The sequence below is a fragment of the Sphingobacteriales bacterium genome (genome assembly GCA_016706405.1).
Taxonomy (GTDB): domain Bacteria; phylum Bacteroidota; class Bacteroidia; order Chitinophagales; family UBA2359; genus BJ6.
In genome coordinates this window covers 1401607-1427986 of the sequence record JADJJT010000002.1, presented here as the reverse complement: position 1 = coordinate 1427986, position 26380 = coordinate 1401607, and the positions used below count along the sequence as shown (strand labels likewise).

Genomic DNA, 26380 nt, shown 5'->3' with positions numbered 1-26380 from the left:
AGAAAAAAAAAGTTAAAATAATAGATTACCAAGCAATAAAGGCCGTATCTTTGCACCTTAAAAAAACACTAATTAGTAAATTGTTAGTTATTTTATTTTGTTTTACCTAATAATCTGTTCCAATCATTTTATTCATTTTTGTAAACAAAATAGCTTACAATAGCCCGCATTTAGCGGGTATTTTTTTTAGTACCTTATTTAGAATCACCTCAACCATATAAACAGCATTAACAATATATTTATTATTTTTTTATTCCCTAAAGAAAATGGAGCGTATTTTAAGCGAACAGGAAATTTTAAGGCGGCAATCGTTGGCACAGTTGCGCATGTTAGGCATTAACCCCTACCCTGCCGAAATGTTTGAAATTACCGCACAAAGTCAAGAGATAGTAGCTAATTTTAATCCGGATATTAAAAACTACCAACAAGTGCGCATGGCAGGTCGCTTAATGGCAAAGCGCATCATGGGTAAGGCATCGTTTGCCCACTTACAAGACCATCAAGGCCGCATTCAGCTATACATTAACCGAGACGATATTTGCCCCACAGACGACAAAACTTTATACAACGAGGTTTTTAAAAAACTACTCGACTTAGGCGATTTTATAGGCATAGAAGGCTACGTTTTTAACACACAAACCGGCGAAACCAGTGTACACGTTACCCGCTTAGTGGTTTTGGCCAAAAGTTTGCGCCCACTGCCCGTTGCCAAAGAGAAAGACGGTGTTGTTTTTGATGCTTTTACCAACCCCGAACAGCGCTACCGCATGCGTTACGTTGACCTCACTATTAATCCACAAATACGACAAATATTTGTAAAACGCACGCGATTAATTCAGGCTATGCGGCAATACTTTGATGCGCACGGCTGGCTCGAGGTAGAAACACCTATTTTGCAACCCATTCATGGTGGTGCGGCAGCCCGACCTTTTAAAACACATCACAACACCCTCGATATGCAACTTTATTTGCGTATTGCCAACGAATTATACCTAAAACGCTTAATTGTTGCCGGTTTTGATGGGGTTTATGAGTTTGGCAAAATGTTTCGCAACGAGGGTATGGACAGCACACATAACCCCGAATTTACTTCGATAGAAATTTATGTTGCTTACAAAGATTATATTTGGATGATGCAAATGGTTGAGCAGTTATTAGAACAGGCAATTACAGCCGTTAATGGCAGCCCGGTTGTGCGCGTAGGCAACAGCGATATTAATTTTGCCGGACCTTACCGGCGCTTATCTATGTACGACAGCATTAAAGCCTACACCGGAATTGATGTTTCAGAAATGGATGAGGCAGCATTGCGCCAAACTTGCCGCAACTTACATATTGAAATTGATAATACCATGGGGCGAGGCAAACTAATTGATGCCATTTTTGGCGACAAAGTTGAAGACCAGCTAATACAGCCAACTTATATTATTGACTACCCTATTGAAATGACACCATTAGCAAAAAAACACCGCACACAAGCCGGATTAGTTGAACGCTTTGAGCTGTTTGTAAACGGCAAAGAAATAGCTAACGCATACAGCGAATTAAACGACCCCATTGACCAGCGCGAACGCTTTGAAGAGCAATTAGAACTGGCTAACCGCGGCGACGAAGAAGCGATGGCTTTAGACGAAGATTTTTTGCGCGCCTTAGAATATGGTATGCCCCCAACATCCGGATTGGGTATTGGCATTGACCGCTTGACCATGATGCTTACCGGCCAAACTTCAATTCAGGAAGTCTTGTTTTTCCCGCAAATGCGCCCCGAACAAACGCAAAAGCCATCCGAAAAACAGTCAGACAAACAAGAGCGCTAAACTGCCTTGTTTTATTAATTTACAACTCATTAACCTGTTGATTTAGCCAGCTTAAATTAGCAATTGGTGTTGTTTTGACTATTTGTTGACGCAATTGTTCTAACTCGGTTTGCCATGTCATTTTTTTGATATAATCTTTTTTATTGCGCAAGGTAAAGGCGCGGCGGGCAAAGCGCAGCAAATTACTGTAACCCTCTTGTTGTCTTTTTGATAAGGTTTTGTGGCGCGTTAAAAATATTTTAAACGAATCGCAAAGGGCAAAAAACGCATCAGTTTCCTCCGATTCAAAGTAAATTTTAAGCAATAAAGCCCGCGCATCTAACTGGTAAACTGGGTCGGTAAATGTAACTTGCAGCAACAAATTCATGGCTTGCCGATGTTGTTTAGTAAAATAATACCAAGTAGCCAAATTAAAATTATAAGCATTATAGGCTACCGAAGGCGGCAATTTTGCCCGATACGTTTCAATAAAATTCCGGATAAATTGGTGTTCGTTTAAGCGCAATCCTACCGTTACAATATTTTTATAATGCCACTCCGATAAAAATCCCAACGCATCAAACAACCATTCGCGCTGTAATTGAGTGCGATAAATTAGCATGATTTGGGGCAAGAAATCGGGTAATCCGGCATTTATTTTCCGGATACAATAATTTTGTACATGCACATAAACTGCTTTGGCCGTTTCGGCAGGGGCTTTATCTTGCAAAAGTGTAAGCTCTTCAAGCAGTTGGTTAAAATACAAAGGGTCGTCTTCGTGTTGTAAACACATTAATAAATTATACCAAAGTTTAACCTCCATATTTTGTAAATAAAGCTGTGGATGTTGGCTTACCAAAGGCAAAAAATGTGTTGCCAAAGGCAAGTCGAACTGTATATTTAACACTGCTTCGCGGTTTTTCATTTCGCAGGCAGTTGCCAACTGGGTGGCCAAATAATAGGCATCAAAATATTTTGACTGAGCTTGTAAATGGTTTGCTGTTTGATGCCCCTTTGTTTGGCTTTGCCAATGGTTTGCCGAGTTTTGCAAGGTGCTACAATATTTTAATTGTTGTGCATCTAAAATTTCATCATTTTCAAAGGCTAAATTTGCCTGCTGCCATACGCGCCAAAATTGTTTTTCGTGTTGGCGTTGACTTAATTGGGTTAGCAATAGCTGAGTTTGCTCGGCAGGATTTGCTTCTAAAGACAATTGGCTAAAAAAAATAGTAAGCAATTGCACCATTTTTGAGTTAAGATGGTGTATTTTTGCAAACTTAAATGTTTTAATATCCGGATAAACCTTTGAAAAAATATGGGTTGGCTGCAAGTCAAAATCCGGATAATTGGTTTGTAATAAGGTTATATACGCCAAACAATCGGGTTGTTTATTAAAAAATGGCGAGCCTACCAATTCGGCAAACCGCGCTAACTCGCGCCGATTTAAAGTTTTTAAAAGCGAAACAAACAAATTATCTTCCATTTAGCACTATTTTTCTGCGGCAAAGATAGAGAAGTAAAAATAAAAATCCGAGAAATGTAGTTAATTTTATCGTAAGTTGCTGATTATCAATAGACATTTTGTATTATCGTCTAAAAATATACCGATAATTTAGGAAAAAAGTTATTTTCTGTACTCATTTCTCGCTGCATTTTTGCATCATCAATTAAAAGTTTTACCCCAACTCCTAAACCAAATTGTATGAATTATTCATTTTCAGTTTCAGCCTTTAAAACGGCATCGTTTTTTTTAGTCGTTTTTATTGCCAGTTTCTTATTTGCAACCAATTACACCCAAGCACAATGTAGCTATGTTTCGGGGTATGCTTGGTTTGACCAAAACATGGATGGCATTTACGACCCTATTGAAGCACCCGCCCCCGACATGACAATTGCTTTAATTGGTGCTGATAGTACTTTTGTTACAACCGAAACAAACGCTAACGGGTTTTACCAATTCGATATTGCAAACCAAGGAACGTACAGTTTAACTTTTTTTGAAAGCGGATACACATTAACAACACCCAATAATTTTACGTTTTTTATTGCCTGCGGCACTACTTTTCAAGCTAATTTTGGAGTAAGCCCTAATAACACCTTCCCTCAAGCCACCGACGACGAATATTATACCTACAAAAACGAACCATACACTTTTAACCCAACCGAAAACGACCTTACGTTGGGCGATTATACCATTGAAATAATTACCGGCCCCAACCATGGCACCATTACAGATGCGGGAGGTGGATATTTTATATACACACCCGACACCGGATTTACCGGCACCGATGAACTTACATACGAAATTTGCTCGACCGACTTTATTCCAATTTGCGACCAAGCCACCGTTACTTTTATAGTTGTTGAAAACGGCAATTTTGTTGTGGCAAATGACGATAATGTTAGCATAAATATTGATAACAGCGCAAATATTAATGTGTTGGCCAACGATTATACCTCCGACTCTTTGGGGATATTAACTATAACAATTATTGACGGCCCATTACATGGCACCGCCGAAACTACACCATCCGGAACAATTTTTTATACCCCCGACACCGGATTTATTGGCACCGATTATATTGCCTATCAAATTTGTGATGATGCCACCCCACCCAATTGCGATACTGCCTTAGTAACTATTACCGTTGATTACGGCTGCGGCCCCATTGAAGTTTGCGCTACCAATAACCAAGCCCACGAACTTTGTTTTACCGAATGTATTCCCGAAGGATATGTTATTAACAGCGCTAACACTAATAATATTTTTAGCGAAGTTGAAATATTAAACGAGCATTGTATTATTTACACCCCCAATTTTCCGGAAGATTCAACTTTTACTTTTACCGAAGCAATTGTAGTAACAGCAAATATTCCCGGAACAACCTTTAGCATTACTTTTACCGTTCTTGCCTTAGGTAACATGTGCGATGATGCAGTTTGGCCCGGAGATACCGACGACAATGGAGAGGTTAACATGGAAGACCTGCTAAATATTGGAATAGGCTATGGCACAAGCGATATTGCCCGCAACGACAATACTATAGATTGGTATGGCCACCCATATAGTTTATGGACAAATCAATTTGATGGCGAAGTAAACTATGCCCACGCCGACTGCAACGGAAGCGGCACCATTGACGATGCCGACACTGTTGCCGTAGCTGCTAACTATGGTAAAATACACGCCAAAGGCAGTCAATCGTTAGTGGGTACTCCTTTATTTGTGCAACTGCCCACCGAACCCATCCTAGAAGGCTCGGATATTGATATGCCAATTATACTTGGCACCCAAAGCCAACCCCTTGACGAAATATATGGCCTTGTCTTTACCGTAAACTACGATGCAACACTTTTAAAAGAAGGCACACTAACCTTAGATATTAATCCAAGCTGGTTGGGCAATAATACCGACCGCCTTCACCTTTGGCGCAACGAGTTTAATAATGGGCAATTCCAAGTAGGTATAGTGGGCAAAAATCAGCTTAACCGCAGTGGATACGGCCAAATTGCCAAAGCACACGCCGTAATTATCGACAATATTGCCGGCAAAGGTAGCAACGTACCCTTTGCCATAAAAATTACAGACGTAAAAGCAATTAAATTAGATGGCAGCGTAATTGAAGTTGCAGGCGAAGAAACCGCAGTTGATATTTTATCCGGAGTGGCTGACCCCAACAATCCGGAAAATGCTTCGGCAACAATAAATATCACACCAAATCCGGCTAATAATTTTGTTACCATTAAAGCATCAGACGGCCAAGCCCTACAAAGTGCTACTATTTACAACGCAGTTGGCCAGCAGGTTTTACACCAACAAGGCAACAAAGCGCAAATAATTTTTGAATTGAAAAACCTTGCCGAAGGCATTTATTATGTTGGCGTACAAACAAGCAACGGCAGCAAAACTTTCCAAAAACTAATAATTGCTCAATAGAGCATATTAAATGTAATAGATAATACCCCAAATTGCTATTTCAATGCCTGCATAGTAAAATATGTGGGCATTTATTTTTTGCCGCAAAACTGCGAGCTATGTCGTTGTTCTTTTACTCGGTAGCCTGTCCTCTAATTTTCATTGCCCAATTTTTTTATTTGATGCAAGCAATTATGTATCTTTGCTCTTCAGTTAATATTTTATGCGGCAAAGAGGTTTGAACGAAGAGCAAAACGTTTTAGTAAAACTTTGAAGAACATCAAAAACGGAGAAACAAATAAAATAGCATTAAACTAACGGTAATATCCGGATAAAGAAGCTAAACCTTATGTTAATTGATTGATAATCAGCGCATTATAACAATTTATCTCAACTAAAATTTTCATTTGTAAAAATCTATAAAAGCAAACAGTTTGTAATGGCAAAACAAATTACCTCGGGAACCATTTTGGTAATAGATGACGACCGCTCGATAAGGCGAACGCTAAAAGAAATTTTAGAATACGAAGGCTACAAAGTAGAGGAAGCCGAAGACGGCATGGATGGCATGGTTAAAATTAAAACCAATAACTACGATGCTATACTTTGCGATATAAAAATGGCCCGGATGGATGGCTTAGAAGTGCTTGATAATGCCGTTAAACTTAAACCCGATTTACCCCTTATTATGATTTCGGGGCATGGAACTATGGAAACCGCTGTGCAAGCAGTTAAAAAGGGAGCTTACGATTTTATAGCCAAACCTTTAGACCTTAACCGGCTGCTTATTACCGTGCGCAATGCCTTAGACCGCAGCGATTTAGCCGCCCAAGCCAAACAATACAAACAACGCGCTACCCGCATCAACGAAATTATTGGCCAATCGGCAGCCATTAAACGCATAACCGACACCATTGACCGTGTTGCCCCAACCGACGCCCGAATTTTAATTACCGGCGATAATGGCTCGGGTAAAGAATTAGTAGCCCGCTGGGTGCACGAAAAAAGTAACCGCGCCGAAGGCCCCTTCGTTGAGGTAAACTGTGCCGCAATCCCCTCAGAATTAATAGAAAGTGAGTTGTTTGGGCACGAAAAAGGCTCGTTTACCTCGGCAATAAAACAACGAATTGGCAAATTTGAACAAGCTAATGGCGGCACCCTTTTTTTAGATGAAATTGGCGACATGAGCCCATCTGCCCAAGCAAAAGTGCTGCGGGTTTTGCAAGAAAACAAACTAACCCGTGTAGGTGGCGACCGCGATATTACAGTTAATGTGCGCGTGCTGTCGGCAACAAACAAAAACTTGCTCGAAGAGGTCGGAAAAAATAATTTCCGCCTTGACCTATATCACCGTGTAAACGTAATTCAAATTCACGTGCCATCTTTAAATGATAGACGCGAAGACATTCCGTTGCTGGCAAAACATTTTATTAACGATATTTGCAGCGAACAAAACGATAAACCTAAAAATATAACCCAAGACGCGCTGAACCAACTGCAAAACATGAAGTGGACAGGAAACGTGCGCGAATTGCGCAACATAATGGAACGCCTGATTATTTTAAGCGACCAGGAAATTACCCTAAATGATGTTTTGACCTATGGAAACCCAAGTGGCAATATTACCTCCGGATTTGATTTTGACGCATTCACCTCCTTTCAAGATTTTAAAGACGCAACCGAAAAGCAATTCCTAGAATTTAAACTGCGAAAACACAACTGGAATATTTCAAAAGTAGCCGATGAAATAGATATTCAACGAAGCCATTTATACACCAAAATAGAAAAATATAACCTACAAAAAAACGATTAACAAACTAATTTAGGTTTTTGCTTTGTCTTGTTGTTGAACTTCCGGATATTTACTTTTTTTCTTAATCAAAAAATCATAAGAATACATTTAATCTAACAATTAAAAATTTTATTTACACATGCGTACTATCCAAAATTGGCTCGATGCTTACGCCGTAAGCCATAAAAACAGTACAAACAAATTGATACATTGGATTTGCATACCTGCTATTATGTTTAGTTTGTTTGGTTTATTGTATTCTATTCCGTTTTTTACCGCCAAAACCTTACTATTTAACTGGGCTACCTTTGTTTTGATAGCTGCTTTAATTTTTTACCTGCGCTTGTCGTTTGCCATGTTTGCTGGGTTTACCTTAATTGGCTTAGGCATGATTTGGGGAAACCATAAAATTGCACTTTCAGGGGCAAACTTACCGTTAGTTTCAATTATTGTTTTTGTTGTGGCCTGGATAGGACAATTTATAGGCCATAAAATTGAAGGCGCTAAACCTTCTTTCTTTGAAGATTTACAATTTTTGTTAATTGGTCCAGCGTGGTTGTTGTCCTTCATTTTTAAAAAAACAGGTATTCGGTACTAACCTAAGTTCATACAAACTTTATAAATATAACGCCATGACAAGTTTAGTGAACTTCTTACGGCAAAAAAATAAAACAACCGACTACCAACGGGTTGTAAGCCTACAAATACTAATTATAGGCTTAGGGCTAACACTCGAACATATATTGGCCTTGTTTGGCATTACCAACGCACAAACATTTTTATTTGGGCTATACTCGTTATTTGGTGTAGCCTATATGTATTTGTTGTGGGATTTATTAAAAAATTTCACTCAAAAAAAATGGCTTATAAAAACGGTTGGTTATACTTACCTTGGGGTGTTTGTATTAGGCAACTTAGCACAAAACCCTTTTCTAAGTATTTTTAACAACCCACAGCCTGCCTTAGCCGTATTACATGGCACCCTAATGCTAACCGAAATTTTATTAGTTGGCTTTGGCATAACCGACCTTTTCTCTGAAAACTACACCACCGCGCAACGTATATGGGCATCGGTTTGTATTTACTTGATGATTGGTATTGGCTGGGGAAGCTTATACGAAATGCTCTTAGCCATTGACCATAACGCTTTTGGCGTTTATTTACCTGCCGGAATGAAAGGCTACTCCGAATCAATTTACCATAGCTTTTGCAATTTGGCAGGAATTAGCTCCATATACACAAATCCAAGCACTTTAGTGCGCAATTTGGGCCTTATTGAGGGCATTTGGGGCAATTTGTACATAGTATTGCTAATTGGTCGCGTATTGGGTGGCGGCAACGATTCGCCGCCCGCGGCAAACTTACGAGGCGAGAAAACTTAACGCTGAAATGCTTTAAATCAGTCGTTTTTTAGGTTAAGGGCTAAAACCACCATCCTGTTTCGCATTTTTAAATTTAGTTATATCCGGATAAAGCAATTTTTTCCGGCAAAACTTCATTTGTGTAACTTGTTAATCGCTTTATTATCAAGTACTTACGCCTTGTCATCATTCATAAATTCATCTACTTACATACACGATAAAATCAATAAATTGTAGTTGGAAACAGCATTGCCCTAATTGTAATATTGTAGTGCTAAAAACCAAAACTTTAGCTTTTTATCCGGAGGAACATATTCTACATGCTTTTACATCCGGAGATAAAAACTCAAACAAAATTCTCAAACTTTAACTAAAATAAATTCTATGTTGCGTTTTTTACTAATATCACTATTTGCAATTTATCTAAGCGCTTTAGCTTTTGCGCAAATAACTGCCAAACTATCTCTTAACACTGCGAAATGGAAAAACATACAACAAGTTGCCCCTCCGAGCTTAGTTCTTACACAAAATCCAAAACCTACAAAGGTAAAAAAACCTCGACTGCCAAAAGCGGTGCTGCCGAAAAAATTGGCGAAACCTCGTACCACCTGCAAAGCAATAGCGCAGTTGGCCAACGCATTTTAACCGATGACGATGGCAATATACACGCCGTATGGACAATGAGCAAAAGCTATGACGTGGCTGCCGCCGACCGCGGAACAGGCTACAATATGATGAGCAGTGGCGGAACCTGGGGTGCCTTACCCGACGAACGCTTAGAAGGCAACCAGCGTACCGGATGGCCTAATATTGGCTTAACCGCCTCGGGGCGTTTGTTTAGCATTACCCACGCCTCTGGCAAAGGTGCCCACATGACCTATAAAGATGCGGGTAGCACCACCTGGAAAAATAAAGTAATAGGAAGTGAAGTTAATGACGCATCCGGCGTTTGGCCGCGGGCGGCTGTATCGGGCAATAATATTTACGTTATCATTAGCCGCCAAGAAGGTGCTTGCAGCGGCGTGCCTGCCGGCATTTGTTTTTACCGCAGCACAGATGCCGGAGACACCTGGGAGAAAATAGACAATATTGACCTCTCGCCATATCTGCTCAAACTTAGTGCCGACGACTACGCCATTGATGCCCGCGACAAAAATATTGCCATTGTAGTGGGAGGTTATGCAAGTCAAACTGTATTAATTAAATCAACCGATAGTGGTGATACCTGGAATTACACCGTAGTAACACCCACCTCTAACCCGCTCATTCCATCAACAGATGCACCCGCCGATCAAACTTTAGACCCCGTTGCCGTTGGCGGTGGCGAATTTACTGTTGTGCTCGACAGCAAAGGCACAGCCCATATAGCTTTTGACCGTTTATACTGCTATAAACAGGCAACTGGCATTGCCGGCGGGCCTTATTATTTACCTAATAGTACTGCTATCATGTATTGGACAGAAGGTATGGCCAAAGCCGAAGTAATTGGCAAAACCGTGCGCCAAGACTACGATGGCGACAGCACCGCATTTGTAAATTCTGACAAGGTACAAGTACGCAGTTATGGCGGTCTTGTTGGCCAACCATCTATGGGCATTGATGCCAACGATAATATTTTTATAGCTTATAGTGCTGCACGAGATGGCGCTTGGGAGGTGCCGCCCGGCGACAATAGCGCTGGCCGTCTGTACCGCGATATTTATTTGGTTAAACGCAACACAAACAATCCGGAATGGGTTGGGCCCCTAAACGTATCGGACAACGAAAATAAAGAAGATGTGTTTCCAAGTATTGCCAAGCAGGTAAATGGCACCGTTCACCTAATTTGGCAACAAGATGACCTAACAGGAGTTGACCACCAATATATAACAAACGATATTTTATACCAAGGCATAGCTATTGATGATATAATTGACCCGGCTGATACCTTAGTTACTGTTCCGGATATTTTTATGCTTGGCGACTTGCCTTTTGTTTTAGAAAATTGCCCTATAAACTGCGACCTTTTCTATGATTTACACGCTTTAGACTATCCGGATGGTTTGTTTGAATGTGGTTCAGCCAATATGAAAATACCTTTTGTGGATAGTTTAGGCTATTGGCTAATTTCGGCCACCGACAACGATAACAACACAGCAAGTTTAGGAAATTTAATTCCGGCAACCATACTTGACGATACCACACCGCCTATAATAATTGCCGGCCCAATAGACACCATAGACGGCGTTATATACTCGTACTTTAGCTACTACGATACAATGCAAATATTAAAAGGCAGCACCTATATTGAACACAGCGCTATTGTTTACGATTATGTTGCCGATACCATACCGGCATCTATTTTTGGCTGTGGCGAGGGCTTTTTAACAATTACCGGAACGGTTGATGAAAATAAAGCCGGCAATTACACTATTACTTACGATGGTGAAGATATAAATGGCAACAAAGCCCTGCCCGTAACACGCTTGGTAACGGTAATTGATAAAGATGTTGATGCGCCTGTTATCACTTTATTTACCGGAAAAACGGGTGTTGATTCATTGGCGGCCTGTGGCGATGAATTTGTAATTGAACTTCAGTCTGGCGGCTCTTGGAAAGACCCTGGTTATATTGGTTTTGATAATATTGATGGGTTTGTTGAAGTAGTAGTTAGCGGCGAACTGCCCAATTTAGAGATGCCCGGCACCTACACCATTATTTATACCGCCACCGACAAAGCTGGCAACAAAATTGAATGTACCCGGTTGGTAAAAGTAGCCGACACCCAAGCGCCTCATATTATACTGGCGGGACCTGGTAGCATTTTTTGGCCGTGTAATAATATTTTCAACGATATGGGTTACACCGCCTTCGACAATTTTGACGGCGATATTACCGACCTTGTAATTGTAACAGGCATAGTTTGTTACACCTGCCCCGGCACGTATTTAATTACTTATACCGTTAGCGATTCGCATGGTAACACTACAACTGTTACCCGCTACATCCTGATAATAGACGATGCCAACTGCCTTGGCTGCGAAGAGCCCGAACTTGAGTGTGTTGATTTTAGTACCGGAATAAGCAACCAAAATCTGCTGCCGCAAAACAATATTAGCATTTACCCTATACCAGCCACCAATACCATAAATATTCAACTTAACAATATGGTTGGCCATATTAGCATAGAAATTTGCAACGCGGCTGGTAAAATTGTAGCAAGCACCTCCCAAAATGCCGCTTTAAACAAAATAATAAGCATAGATATAAGCAACCAACCCGCCGGCGTTTACTTTGTACAAATTAAATCAACCCATGAAAATAGCATACAAAAATTGTTAATTATAAAGTAAATTATACTATTAAAGATTTGAAGCGATGAAACAGATAAACATCCGGAAAACGCAAAGCCCAAACGACTAAAATGTGCCGGATGATGCAATTTTTGCTCTGTTAGCGTTCTTATTTTATCCGATAAACAAGCATTATTAGAGCCAAAATGTTATTTATAGAATTTATTATATTCCTAATAGTCAATAATTTACGAAGTAATTAATTTATAATATCATCCAAATAAGTTTTCGATAAAACCCTTAAATTGTAGTTGAAAACAGCATAAAAATAGTTGTATTATTGTATCGTGAAAAACTATTTCTTTTTCTTTACTAATTCCAATGTAGAAGACCTATCAGAAAAGCATACTGCAAACACTTAAAAATATCCGGAAACCTAAATTAAAAAACCATTTTCCGGAAAGTTTATCCGCTATTATTATAATTTTCGTTTTGTGCTTTAAACTCTTTTTTCTATCTTTGCAATCAAATTAAAAAAATACTTTTAAATTAAATTAATATTTTTCATCATTAACTTAACAAATTCTATGTTGCGTTATTTACTAACAATGTTTGCAGTTTGCCTAAGCACTTTAGCTTTTGCGCAAAAAACTGCCAAAGTACCAGTATGCGCTCCCTCAACACAACCTAAAATGGAATGGACCCAAGAAACAACTTGCGGAAACGAAGTTGACCTTTCGACCCCACCATCTATTAAAGGTAAAAAAAGCTCGACAGCTAAAAGCGGTGCAGCCGTAAAAATTGGCGAAAGTACTTATGACCTTCAAACGAACAGCTCGGTATGCCGCCGTGTTTTAGTTGACGGCGATGGCAATGTACACGCCATGTGGACAATGAGCAAAAGCTACGACGTAGCCTCGGCCGACCGCGGAACAGGCTACAATATGATGAGCAGTGGCGGAACCTGGGGTGCCGTACCAGATGAACGTTTAGAAGGCAGTCAACGTACCGGATGGCCCAATATTGGCTTGACCGCCTCGGGGCGCTTGTTTAGCATTACACACACCCCCGACAAAGGTGCCTATATGTCCTACCAAGATCCAGGCGGCACTTGGAAATTTAAAGTAATTGGCACCGAAGTGGGCGATGAAACCGGTGTTTGGCCTCGTGTAGCTGTTTCGGGCGACAATATTTACGTTATCATTGGTCGCCAAGAAGGTGCTTGCAGCGGTGTGCCTACCGGTATTTGTTACTACCGCAGTACAGATGCCGGCGACACTTGGGAAAAATTAGACAATATTGACCTTGCTGCGTATGTTAACGACCTAAGTGCCGACGACTACGCTATTGATGCCCGCGACAAAAATGTAGCCATTGTAGTTGGTGGTTATGCCTCACAAACAGTTTTGCTTAAATCTACCGACAGCGGCGATACATGGAACTATACCGTAGTAACTCCTACTTCTAACCCGCTTATCCCTTCAATAGATGCCCCCGCCGAAGAAACTTTAGACCCCGTTGCTGTTGGCGGCGGCGAATTTACAATTGTACTCGATAGCAAAGGCACAGCCCACATAGCTTTCGACCGTTTATATTGCTACAAAGATGTAACCGATGCTGCTGGTGGCCCTTATTACTTGCCAAACAGTGCTGCCATCATGTATTGGAACGAAGGCATGGCCAAAGCCGAAGTAATTGGCAAAACTGTTCGCCAAGACTATGACGGAGACGGCACCACCTCGGTTAATACGCAACAAGTGCAAATACAAAGTTATGGCAGCATAGTTGGCCACACCTCAATGGGTATAGATGCATCTGACAACCTATACATAGCTTACAGCGCAGCACGCGACGGCAATTATGAAACACCTCCTGGCGACAATAGCGCTGGCCGCCTTTACCGCGATGTTTACTTAGTTAAACGCAATATAACCGATGCCGGATGGGTTGGTCCTCTTAATGTATCGGACAACGACAACAAAGAAGACGTATTCCCAACTATTGCCAAAGAAGTTAATGGCACTGTACACCTTACTTGGCAACAAGACGACCTAACAGGCACCGCCTTACAAAACACCAATAACCAAGGCCATGCGACCTTTGTAATGAACGATATTTTGTATGCCGGTGTAAATGTTGATGATATTAAAGACCCATCTGCCGAAGTTAGCACCAAACCCGAATTTTTCATGACTGGAGGTACTCCTTATGGTTTGAAAAATTGCCCCGTAAGTTGCGACCGTTTCGGTGGCTTATCTGTTCTTGACTATCCGGATGGCGAGCTAACCTGCAATCAAATTACAATTGGCGGAACCGTTGATTTGTCTAAACCCAATGCAACCGGCGAAGGCTACCATTGGCTATTAACCGCTACCGACAGCGACGGCACCACAAGTGAGTTAACTTTTGAAGATGCTGATGGCAACGAAATCAATGTAATTGTATTTGACGATACCACCGCACCGCTAATTTTAGCCGGACCTATAGATACTATTGATGGCACCATATACTCGTACTTCGAATATTACGACAGCATGAAAGTGGTAAAAGGCACAAGCTACGATGAGCCAGGCGCTATTGTTTACGACTTTTTTGAAACAGATAATGGCTTTAGCCCATCATGGATATTTGGTTGTGGCGAAGGCACCTTAACAATTACCGGAACAGTTGATGTAAATACCGCAGGTGATTATACCATTACTTACAACGGCGAAGACATGAACGGCAACCAAGCCGACCCAATAATTCGCTTGGTAACAGTAATTGATAAAGATGTCGACGCGCCCGCTATCACTCTGTTTACCGGAAAATCGGGCGTTGATTCATTGGCCGCCTGTGGTGCCGATTTTGTAATAGAAATTCAGCCCGGCGGTACTTGGGAAGACCCAGGCTATATCGCAATTGACAATGTTGATGGTTTTGTTGAAGTTGTAATTGGTGGCCAAGTTCCTAACTTAGAGGTGCCCGGCTCATACACCATAACTTATACCGCTACCGACAAAGCAGGCAACAAATTTGAATGTAGCCGTGTTGTAAAAGTAGCCGATACACAAGCTCCTACTATTACACTATCGGGCCCTGGCACTATTATTTGGCCATGCAACGTGCCCTATACCGACCCAGGCTACTCGGCCTTCGACAATATTGACGGCGATATTACCCAATATGTAATTCTTTCGGGTAAAGTTTGTTATACTTGCTCGGGTACATATACTATCACTTACAGTGTAACCGATGCAGCCGGCAATACCGCAACTGTAACCCGCAACGTAATTATTCCCGATGGTTGTACTAACTGTAGCGAACCCGAACTTGAATGTGTTGAATTTGGCACCGGTATTGACAACCACAACACTTTGCCACAAAACAGCATTAGCATTTACCCCATGCCGGTTAGCAATACTTTAAATGTACAGTTTAACACCATGGTTGGCAATATTAGCCTTGACCTTTACGATGCGGCTGGCAAAGTAGTAACAAGCATTTATGGCAATACTGCGGTAAACAAAGTATTAACCATAGACTTAAGCAACCAACCAGCAGGCGTTTACTTTGTAAGCGCTACTTCGAGCCAAGGAAATACTACTCAAAAAGTAGTTGTAACCAAATAAGGCATTTAGTAGGTTTGAGCCTAAACAAAAGTTTATTGTTCTTTCCGGAATAAATTAGAATTAAATTCTATTTTTGACAAAACTCCGGTGTAAGGCAAATAAACTTCCAAACTAAAAACGGCGGTACAATCACCAAATTGTATCGCCGTTTTTTTTAACCTAAAAGTATCAAATCTTAATTTTAAGCGCTTAGCAATAAATTAAAAAATATACTTTTGTGGTTTGGCTCGATGTGCATTTGTCCAGCCGCCCATTTTTATTTACATACCCCAAATCAAATGCGTTTTTTTTATACGCTGCTTATTCTGTTAGCCCTCAGTTACGCAGGATGGCAATTTTTTAGCATTTCTACCGATAGGTTTTTGTTTAGTGCCGTGCCTAACGACGCATTTAGTTTGGTTTGGATGCAAAATCAACAGCAGGTTTTATCCGGATTAGACAGTTTGCCGTGGTTCAGCAATCTTAAGCAAACTAATTATGGGCAAAGGCTAATAGAGGAGCTAAAATTAATCGATTCTATTTTATTTCAAAACAAACAACATACAAGCTTAATAAGCGCTCATTTAACCAACGCCAACCAATTCGATTTTTTATTTTTGGCCCCGGCAAATCAGTTGCCGCAAAATTTAAGCAAATTTATTCAGGAATGTCGTGTCAAAAACTACCCTATAAACGAACACTATTTAAAAGGCAGTACTGTTTTTGAAATTCAACTACCCAACCACCCTAATCCATTTATTGTTGCCAACGATGGCTATTTGGTGGCGGCAAGTTTTGCCCCAAATTTAGTAGATAACGCTATTGCCGAGTATAGTCACCCGCTAAGTAATGGTTTTGCTTTTAAATTGCCAAATTTGCAATACAAACTGCCAAAATTTAGCTTGTTTTTACATTTGGGGCAGTTTTCGTTGCTAAAAAAAATGCTTTTTGATGAGCAAGATATGAGTTTATTAACTCCATTAAGCGAAGATGCGCAGTGGATTTCGTTGCATAGTGTAGCGCAAACGCCATCCGGATGGAGTTTCGAGGGTAGTCTTAAATTTAAAGATTCAGAATCGGCTGTTAAAAAAATAGCCAGTCAAACCGCAGCAACTACTGGCGGAGCAGGACATTTAGCCCCCAACAACTCGGGGTTTATTTGGTGGGCATCGAGCAATAATACCAATTTACTTTTCGATGGCATTTTTAAGAACCCACAATGGATTGGCAACGATTGGGTTTTGGGTTGCACCGCCTTAACCAACAAAGATATTGCCCGAAATACTTATGCCATCATCCGGATAAATGATGCCCAAGCAGCCCACCAAGCTTTATTGCAGTTGGCCAAGTCTGCCAATTCAAACACGCCATCAAATAGCGGCAACACGCAAAGTAAATTACTTTTACTCGACAAATATCCCCAACTGCCTATTAACGCACAGCCTTTAATTTCGCAACTTTATGGGCAGCAAATTGGATTGTGGTTTAGTCAGGCGCAAGCTGCAATTTTGCCAAATTGTATTGTAATTACCACCCATGCCAACCATTTGCTAGTAGTTACCTCGTCTATTTTGCAAGGACAAACATTGGGAATACAAACAAATTTCCGAAACTTTTTTACCCAACTAAATGTAAATACTACTCAGTTTTTTTATGTGCAAACACCACAATTATACCCTTGGTTAATGGGTATTGTTAGTCCTAACCTTAAAACCGAATTGAGCCAAATTGCCAGCAGCTACCAAAGTTTATCGCCTTTAGGGTTAGGCATTTCACCCCATTTTTTGGGCTGGAGCGAGGTTCAAATGCATATTTTTTATACACCACAAAATAAACTGCCTATATATAATGACAATGGTAGTTTTTTGTTGCAAAACAAAGCCAATACTACCACCTCACCGTTAGCAACCGCTTGGGTCCAAACCTTAAACGCCCCTTTAATGGCTGCCCCACAGGGCATTTACAACCCTCAAAACCAAAGTCAATACATAATTGCCCACGACCAACAACATAATATTTATCTGTTTGATATAGCCGGTAAAACTCAGTGGCAAAAAAAATTATCGCAAGGAGTAATTGGCAATTTTACGCAGCCCGACTATTATAATAACAAGCAACGGCAAATTAGTTTTGTTACAACCGATAGCCTGTACTTGTGGGGCTTAATGGATGCCAAAGGACATGATGGGTTTCCGAAACGCCTGCCCGAACCTGCCAACGCAGGTTTAGTTGTCGTAAATTTTGAAGACGACAACAACAACAACGGGGATGCTTTGTTTATACCCTGCGGAAAAAGCGTCTATGGATTTACAAGGTTAGGGGTTCCTTTGTCGGGGTGGCGGCCTAACCAAACGGGGCAATCTTATTGGCCAGTTGCGCCCATGCGTATTAACGGACAGACCGCTATTGCCGTTTTAACCACTGATGGCTATACCACCCTATACAACAAATTAGGAAAAGAACTATGGAAAACCAAAACCGGCACTTCTATTGGCAAACTACAAGTTGATTATATAGGCGAACAAGCATTTTTAACCTTTGTAACACCACAAAATGAGCTAATAAGTGTTGATGGTGCCGGAAAACTAAAGCGAAAACCATTATCCGGAAATAAAATAAGTAGTTTTTTAACTTCTAACTTGGTGGGCACCCCCACAGACGAGCGTGTTTTTTTACAAGGGAATTCCATTTTAACAAATGATTATGGCGGCACTCTTATTTTTAAAACTACCCTTAAAAACAATACCGCCGAAATATTTAGTATGCGCCGTAATAATAGCACAAATATTATTGGGGTATGGTGGCCCGGCAATAACGCAATTAACTTGCTAACCGAAAAAGGGAAATGGATGCTACCCTCCGATTTGCCCGCTTCAACTCCGGCCTGTTTAATTCCACTAAATAATTTTAATAAATATTTGTTGGTTTGCGGTACCACACCTAATAATTTACAAGCCTATAGTTTTAATTAAAAATCTTAAATTTCGTCGTTATTGCGGGCAGGGTATAGTTTTGATTTGCTATTTAATTTTTAACTTTACCCCATCAACAATTATGTTTATTCTAATTTTTTTTGTTGTATGAGCCAACAAGAATCCGGAAAAACCTTACAACTTTTTTATTTTTTGTGTCTGTTTGTATTAGTGGCTTTTGTTGTTTGGACAATATTCCATATCTACAATATCCATCAAATAAAGAAATTGTATATTGAGAAACAAGAATTAATTTACAAATCACATAATTTTCCGGAAAAACTTGAAAATTCCACTTCGTATAAAGAGGCACAACAAACGGCCACTTACCAAGTTCTGTTGTTGTTAATTTTAGCACCATCGTTATTGGCTTTTATGGCATGGGGTGCTTGGCGTTTACATAAAAACATGGTAAACGAAATTAGTTTTTACAAGCAACAGCAAAATTTTATGCTGGCTATAACGCACGAGCTTAAAACCCCCTTGACAACCATAAGGTTAATTTTAGAAAATTTACTTTTTATACCAACACCCGGCCAAAACACACGGGAAGCGCGTTTAGCTGACGGGTTAAGCGAAATTGACCGTTTAGACCATTTGGTGGTCAATATTTTAACAGCCTCGCGCATTGAACACAATAAAAGAACGCATTTTATACATGAACCGGTTAATATTAGTACGGTAATTGAAAAATGTATTAATGTTTATGATAGTCGCTCGGAAACAATTATTACTTGGGATATTAACATTGCACCCAACATGTTTATACAAGGCGACGAGGGTGCTTTGACGGTCATTGTAAATAATTTAATTGACAACGCCATAAAACATGCAAGTTTAGCGCAATCAGGCAGTTTACTTTACGCCGAAGAAAGCAATGAACAAATTGAAGAACCTCAAATATCTATTATACTAAAACCGGTGCAAACAAACGAAAAACAAGTATTATTTCAAATTACTGATAATGGGCCGGGCATTCCAAACCACGAAAAAGAAAATGTTTTTGACAAGTTTTACCGGATTGGTAACGAAAAAACCCGCACTGCAAAAGGCACCGGATTGGGCTTGTACATAGTTCGTGAATTGGTTTTGTTGCACAAAGGCAAAATTTCAATTACTGATAATTTGCCACATGGAGCAGTTTTTAATATTACTTTTCCTATGGCATAATACCTCCCATGTTTGCCTTACAATTGTAGGTTTTTAGGATAACATATAAAATATTTCACTACCGGAGTTGCCAACTGTGCCAAATGCTGATAATCTGATGCTTGCGTTATATCGCTTACATTGCCATCTTTGCGCAATATTTGGATGCGCGAAGCTTTGTAACTATAGGCACTATTACTTGTAGTGTCGGTATAAATAAAATAGGGCAAATTTTGAGGTGTTAAATTTGGGTATTTTTTTAAACAAGCTGTTTCAAGGGCAGCAATTTTTTTTTCGGAAAAAGGAGTATAGGCTATTTCTATTTGCAATAATTTGCGCTGAACAATTCCCGTTGCCAAAGTTGACAAAACTATATCCGGATGCTGTTGCCATACTTTTAACGAAGCCCATACATCGGTGTCATCCAAAGCCGAAAAATGGGTTAATAAATCATCGTTCTCCTCAAAATCGGTTATGGTAAAATTATTTTCTAAAAACAGCTTAAAATTTGGCGTGGCAAACAAGTTTTCGCCTTGCTTAGTTAATTGTTTAGCCCGCTTTAAAACCTTTACTAACATGGTTTCGGCGCTTAAAACTGTTTTGTGTAAGTAAACCTGCCAATACATAATGCGGCGCGAGACCAAAAAATTTTCGACCGACAAAATGCCTTTTTCTTCCACAACTATATTGTTATTGTGTATGGTAAGCATTTTTATTAACCGCTCCGAGCCAATTACCCCCTCTTGCACGCCGGTAAAAAAGCTATCGCGGTTTAAATAGTCCATCCGGTCAATATCTAATTGGCTCGATACTAATTGATGCAAAAAAGATTTGTGATATTCGCCTTTAAAAATACGAATAGCCAAATCTAATCGCCCCGAAAATTGCTGGTTTAGTTTTTTCATAAACAGCAACGACAAAGCCTCGTGCGATACCTGGGGGGCAAGGCTATGCTCTAAGGCGTGCGAAAAAGGGCCATGTCCAATATCGTGCAGCAAAATGGCAATAGTTACCGCCTCGGCTTCGTTTGGACTAATAGCAATACCCTTGCTGCGCAAAACATCAATGGCCTGATGCATTAAATGGGTAGCCCCCAAAGCATGATGAAACCGCGTATGCAAAGCGCCCGGATAAACATAACACGACAAACCCAACTGCTGAATATGGCGCAACCGCTGAAAATACGGATGCTCAATTAAATCGTATAAAATCTCGTAATTAAGGGTAATAAAACCATAAACAGGGTCATTAATAATTTTGTGTTTATTCATATTAAATACAATCAGTCAAAATTATATGTATGTATTTATTTGTGGTTGTAAGCAAAACCAAATAAACAGCAAAATTACATCTTAAAATTTAAGAACTTGTTTAATAATAATTTTAGGCAAAAAGAGCATACTCGTTTTATTTCATCCGATAATCAGTTTAAACAAAATCAAATTTTTACCGCCACGGCAAGCACAAGTTTTTAACTGCCAAAATAAATTGGTAACTTTCCGCCCAATTAAAACTATTGCATCCTACAAACAATAAATAATGCTTCGAGGTTTTTGTTTATTTGCCATTTTTTGTTTTTGTATTTTTAACCACAAAATTTTACTCGCTACTAATAGCGCCGATAAGTATTGGCAACAACAGGTTAATTACCAAATTGCGGTGAGTTTGAACGACCAAACCCACGAACTTACCAGCGAAATCAAAATAGATTATACCAACAACTCGCCCGATACGCTTACCTTTATATGGTTTCATTTATGGCCTAACGCCTACAAAAATCAAAACACAGCCTTAGCCAAACAATTTCTTGAAAAACGCAAAACCGATTTTTATTTCTCAACTGCCGAGCAACGAGGTTATATTGATGGTCTGGCCTTTACCATAAACGGAAAACAAACAAATTACACCTATCATCCGGAGTATATTGACGTTGCCCGTATAGATTTACCTGCACCATTATATCCGGGTGCCACCTGCCAAATTGCCACTCCGTTTAAAGTAAAACTCCCCGAAACTTTTTCGCGGCTGGGGCATATAGGTCAGTCCTATCAAATTACGCAATGGTATCCAAAGCCCGCAGTTTACGATGCCAAAGGCTGGCATCCGATGCCGTATTTAAACCAAGGCGAGTTTTACAGCGAGTTTGGCAGTTTTGATGTGCAAATAAGTTTACCTAAAAATTATGTGGTAGGTGCTACCGGCTATTTACAAAATCCGGAAGAAAAAGCCTGGCTAAACAAACGAAGTGCCGAAACCGAAGCACGTACCGTTTTTGATAAAAATGATTTAGATTTTCCGGAATCAGACCCTGAAATTAAAACTTTACATTACAAAGCCAACAATATCCACGATTTTGCTTGGTTTGCCGATAAACGCTTCCATGTACTACAAAGTTCGGTAGTACTGCCTCAGACCGGGCGCAGTGTAGCTACTTGGGTTATGTTTACCAACCTCGAAGGGCATTTATGGAAAAAAAATGGCATTCTATCGGTAAACAAAGCCCTACTGCATTACTCGAGTTTAGTGGGCGATTACCCCTACGACCAATGCACCGCCGTTGAAAGCAGCCTAAGCGCGGGCGCTGGAATGGAATACCCCATGATAACCGTAATTGGCAAAAGTGGCGCTACAAAATCGCTCGAAAATGTAATTGTTCACGAGGTTGGGCATAATTGGTTTTATGGAATTTTAGCCCCAAACGAACGCGACCACCCTTGGATTGACGAAGGTATTAACTCGTATTACGAAGAACGCTATATGGCCGAGCATTATCCGGAAGAGGACTTGGTAGATGGGCTTCCTAAAGCACTTGACTATTTTATGCCGCCCCCCGGAGAACGAGACGAAACTTATATTTTATACCAAGTTCAACAACGACAAAATTTAGATCAGGCTATAACATTACATTCAAATGATTATACGAACACAAATTACGGCGTAATTGTATATGCTAAAACGGCAAAGGCTTTTAATTACCTCGAGAAATGGTTGGGTACACCAAATTTTGATGCCATTATGCAAAAGTTTTATCAAAAATACGCCTTTAAGCACGTATATCCGGAGGATTTAAGACGACATTTTGAGGCCGAGTCGGGAAAATGGCAAGAGTGGTTTTGGGACGAACTGCTGCCTACCACCAAACCAATTGATTATAAAATTACAAAAGTAAAACTTAACACCGAAAAAATTGGCAATACTAATTATCATAAGCTTACCGTAACAAACAAAATGGGTAATACCCGCGGCCCCTACCCTATTGCGGCCTATAAAAATGACGAAATAGTGCACAGTGTTTGGTACGATGGTTTTGGAGGCGAGATGGAGGTATTATTCCCAGCGGGCGATTACGATTATTTCCGGATTGACCCCGCACGTGTCGTTCCTGAAATTGACCGTACAAACAACAACTATCGCTTAAACGGAGGTAATTTTTTAAATAAACACATGCGACCTCTAAAAATAAAACCCTTACTCAGCATAGAAACCGAGCGATATAAACCTTTATACCTTACCCCCATTTTTGCTTTCAACACAGTTGACAAAGCCATGTTTGGCCTTGCCCTATACAACAATTTTTTGCCGGCACGCAAATTTACTTTTAATTTGTTGCCCATGTATGCCTTGGGGCACGAGCGCGAGGGAGGGCTAAAGCGGGATGACAAATGGGTTGGCACAGGTAATATTGACTTAAATTTAACACCAAAACAAGGAATTTTCAGCCGGATACAAATAGGATTATCCGGAAAAACTTTTTCGCATGGCTATTGGAAAGGGAAATTTGATACCATTCCTAACACCTTTACTTACAGCGAAGGATTTCGTTTCACAAAATTGGCAATGGCAGTTAATTTGCGTTTTAGACCTAAAACTTTGCGCAGCAGCATAAAAACTGAGCTTACTGCCCGTTTTGTTGCCATTGACAAAGCCGCGACTCCCAATTTTCAAATAGACCAACCCGACACAACTTTTTATTTTACCTCGCCCTCGGCAATGGTGCGCGACGACTATAATGTGGCCATACTAAGGTTTAGCGTTAATAACTCGCGTGTAATAAATCCGGTATCTTTGGCGCTGCAAGTTGAGCAAGGCACAAGGGCAAACCAAGGCAGTTTGTTTGGCAAAGCTTTTGTTGAGGCAAATTATACCCTTAGTACTCGCCGAAAAAACAAAGGGCTACACTTGCGCCTTTATGGTGGGTTAATGTATAATGCAAACCTTAGCCTTTACGACCGCAGTTTTAGGCTAAATGCTTTTGCCACCGATGGGCCAAACGACTATTTATTTGACCAGGCATTTATTGGACGCATGGAAAACGATAATTTTTGGGCGGCACAAATCTATAATAAATCAGGGGGCGGCTTATTATTGCGAAACGATGCCATGGCTTTTTCGTTGGGCAATACCGAAAAATGGATGGCCTCGTTAAACACCTCGTACGATTTACCTATAAAATTGCCGCTTGCCCTATACGCAAACGCCGCTTATTACCCAGCCCCTGGTTATGTAGGCGCCAGCTCCAATTTGTTGTTTGAAAGCGGCATAGCGTTTAAATTAATACCCGGCATGGCCGAAGTTTATTTTCCGGTTTTGTTGACCGGAGATTTAAAAACTGGCGTTAAAACAATGAATAATCCCGAAAAAAGTAAACTTAACAATTACTTTAGGCGAGTTACTTTTATGATAAACTTTAACCGTTTAGATTTATTTAAAACCCTTCGCGACCTTAACTTAAACACCATGATAGGATAAACAAATAAGTATTCAACCTAAAATATCTAATAACTCAAACAGCATTATTTATTTTGTATTTAGCTAATTTTATCAACGGTAAATTAGTAGTCCCCCAAAGCCAGGCGTACCTGCCTTCGTACAACCCTGCTACCGGGCAGCTACACGCCCATGTTCCCGCCTCTAACCACCTTGATGTTCAAGCTGCGGTTGATGCCGCCAAACAAGCCTTTGCAGCATGGGCAGCAACTCCAGCAGAAAAAAAATCGAAGATTTTGGCGCGAATTGCTGACTTAATTGAAGCAAATATAGAAACTTTGTCAATTGCCGAAAGTACAGATAACGGCAAACCTGTTTGGTTAGCTCGCAAAGTAGATATTGCGCGTGCAGCCACTAATTTCAGGTTTTTTGCCTCCGGATTAGTCCATTTTGCCTCCGAAGCACATGTTATGGAGCAAACCGCCATCAATTATACCCTTCGCAAGCCTATTGGAATTGTTGGCTGTATTTCGCCCTGGAATTTGCCGCTCTATTTATTTACTTGGAAAATTGCCCCTGCACTTGCTGCCGGAAACTGTGTTGTAGCCAAGCCCAGCGAAGTTACGCCCTTTACCGCTTTTTTATTGGGCGAAATTTGCAACGAGGCAGGTTTGCCGCCCGGCGTGTTAAATATTGTCCACGGAGATGGCGCACAATGTGGTACGGCAATTGTTCAGCATCCGGATATTAAAGCTATTTCGTTTACTGGTTCAAGCCGTGCCGGTCGCGATATTGCCTCAAAAGCGGCACCTATGCTTAAAAAATTATCGCTCGAGTTGGGCGGTAAAAATCCAAATCTAATTTTTGCCGACTGTAATTTTGAAAAAACACTGCAAACAACCCTTAAAGCTGCTTTTCGCAACCAGGGGCAAATTTGCCTTTGTGGGTCGCGGCTATACATTGAACGGCCTATTTACGAGGTTTTTAAAAAAGCATTAATTGAGCAAACGGCTGCCTTAACCGTTGGCGACCCCCTTGACGAAGGCAGCCAATTAGGAGCGATTGTTTCGGAAGTACATTTGCAAAAAATTTTATCGTATATAGAATTGGCCAAACAAGAAGGGGGCAAAATTTTAGCAGGCGGCCATCAAATATTTTTAGAAGGGCGCTGCGCATCCGGATGGTTTGTTGCGCCAACGATAATTGAAGGTTTGCCTAATAATTGCCGTACCATCCAAGAGGAAATATTTGGCCCGGTAATTACTTTAACCCCCTTTGATTCCGACGAAGAGGCCTTAGCATTAGCAAACGACAGCGAGTATGGTTTGGCAGCCACTATCTTTACCGAAAATTTAAACAGGGCAATGTATTTTGCCGATAAAATTCAAACTGGTATAGTTTGGGTTAATTGTTGGCTGCTGCGCGATTTGCGGACCCCCTTTGGTGGGGTAAAAATTCGGGGGTTGGGCGCGAAGGCGGATGGGAGGCTATGCGCTTTTTTACCGAGCCTAAAAATGTTTGTATTGCTTTGAGCTAATTTTTATAATCCGGAATTTAATATTATTTAAGCACTTTTTAACCATATTGTAGTTTTGCAAATCTAAATTAATTCTGAATAATGAAGAAATTGCTAAAATTAAGGAATTTCCTATTAAATTGTCATTAATCAGATGTGTAATTAGTTCATTTTCAGTTATTTATACAATATATTTGAGTCTTTAAAGGAAAAAAGCAAGACCCTTATAATTAGCTGATAATCAGGAAATTATAAAATTAAAATTATAATATTATATTTTCAACTCAATGAACAATTAAAGAATAAGAT

12 protein-coding genes and 1 pseudogene are annotated in these 26380 nt (G+C 40.3%); 11 read left to right on the top strand and 2 right to left on the bottom strand.

Going from position 1 to position 26380, the window contains the following annotated elements:
• Nucleotides 1-266 precede the first annotated feature (266 nt).
• Nucleotides 267-1817, top strand: a complete 1551-nt coding sequence (gene lysS / locus IPI59_11800) for a lysine--tRNA ligase (GenBank protein ID MBK7528213.1) — start codon at nucleotides 267-269, stop codon at nucleotides 1815-1817.
• 19 nt (nucleotides 1818-1836) lie between these two features.
• Here the strand turns inward: lysS and IPI59_11795 are convergent, their stop codons facing one another.
• Nucleotides 1837-3279, bottom strand: a complete 1443-nt coding sequence (locus IPI59_11795; GenBank protein MBK7528212.1) for a hypothetical protein — start codon at nucleotides 3277-3279, stop codon at nucleotides 1837-1839.
• Between the two features lie 219 nt (nucleotides 3280-3498).
• Between IPI59_11795 and IPI59_11790 the strand changes: the two genes are divergently transcribed.
• The 8 genes from IPI59_11790 to IPI59_11755 all read left to right on the top strand — a co-directional run bounded on the left by IPI59_11790 (nucleotide 3499) and on the right by IPI59_11755 (nucleotide 19869).
• Nucleotides 3499-5733, top strand: a complete 2235-nt coding sequence (locus IPI59_11790; GenBank protein ID MBK7528211.1) for a T9SS type A sorting domain-containing protein — start codon at nucleotides 3499-3501, stop codon at nucleotides 5731-5733.
• Nucleotides 5734-6151: 418 nt separating this feature from the next.
• Entirely contained in the window at nucleotides 6152-7525 is a 1374-nt protein-coding gene (locus tag IPI59_11785; protein ID MBK7528210.1) for a sigma-54-dependent Fis family transcriptional regulator, read from the top strand.
• 118 nt (nucleotides 7526-7643) lie between these two features.
• Nucleotides 7644-8102 (top strand): DUF962 domain-containing protein, encoded by a 459-nt coding sequence (locus IPI59_11780; protein ID MBK7528209.1) that lies wholly within the window; start codon nucleotides 7644-7646, stop codon nucleotides 8100-8102.
• Between the two features lie 34 nt (nucleotides 8103-8136).
• Nucleotides 8137-8886: a hypothetical protein gene (locus IPI59_11775; protein MBK7528208.1), complete on the top strand. Its 750-nt coding sequence runs from the start codon at nucleotides 8137-8139 to the stop codon at nucleotides 8884-8886.
• A gap of 458 nt (nucleotides 8887-9344) precedes the next feature.
• Nucleotides 9345-12197: a DUF5011 domain-containing protein gene (locus IPI59_11770; GenBank protein MBK7528207.1), complete on the top strand. Its 2853-nt coding sequence runs from the start codon at nucleotides 9345-9347 to the stop codon at nucleotides 12195-12197.
• 527 nt (nucleotides 12198-12724) lie between these two features.
• The gene (locus IPI59_11765) at nucleotides 12725-15748 is read left to right on the top strand and encodes a DUF5011 domain-containing protein (GenBank protein ID MBK7528206.1); all 3024 of its coding nucleotides are present in this window, start codon (nucleotides 12725-12727) and stop codon (nucleotides 15746-15748) included.
• A gap of 278 nt (nucleotides 15749-16026) precedes the next feature.
• Complete coding sequence (locus IPI59_11760) at nucleotides 16027-18699, top strand: hypothetical protein (GenBank protein MBK7528205.1); 2673 nt, start codon at nucleotides 16027-16029, stop codon at nucleotides 18697-18699.
• A gap of 108 nt (nucleotides 18700-18807) precedes the next feature.
• Nucleotides 18808-19869 carry a HAMP domain-containing histidine kinase gene (locus IPI59_11755; protein ID MBK7528204.1) on the top strand — a complete coding sequence of 354 codons (1062 nt, stop codon included), beginning with the start codon at nucleotides 18808-18810 and terminating at the stop codon, nucleotides 19867-19869.
• A 17-nt stretch (nucleotides 19870-19886) separates the two neighbouring features.
• Here the strand turns inward: IPI59_11755 and IPI59_11750 are convergent, their stop codons facing one another.
• Nucleotides 19887-21119 (bottom strand): HD domain-containing protein, encoded by a 1233-nt coding sequence (locus IPI59_11750; GenBank protein ID MBK7528203.1) that lies wholly within the window; start codon nucleotides 21117-21119, stop codon nucleotides 19887-19889.
• Nucleotides 21120-21387: 268 nt separating this feature from the next.
• On the opposite strand from IPI59_11750, the gene IPI59_11745 reads away from it, so the two are divergent.
• Nucleotides 21388-24597, top strand: a complete 3210-nt coding sequence (locus IPI59_11745) for a M1 family metallopeptidase (protein MBK7528202.1) — start codon at nucleotides 21388-21390, stop codon at nucleotides 24595-24597.
• Nucleotides 24598-24647: 50 nt separating this feature from the next.
• Nucleotides 24648-26092, top strand: a pseudogene (locus IPI59_11740) (aldehyde dehydrogenase).
• Nucleotides 26093-26380: the final 288 nt, after the last annotated feature.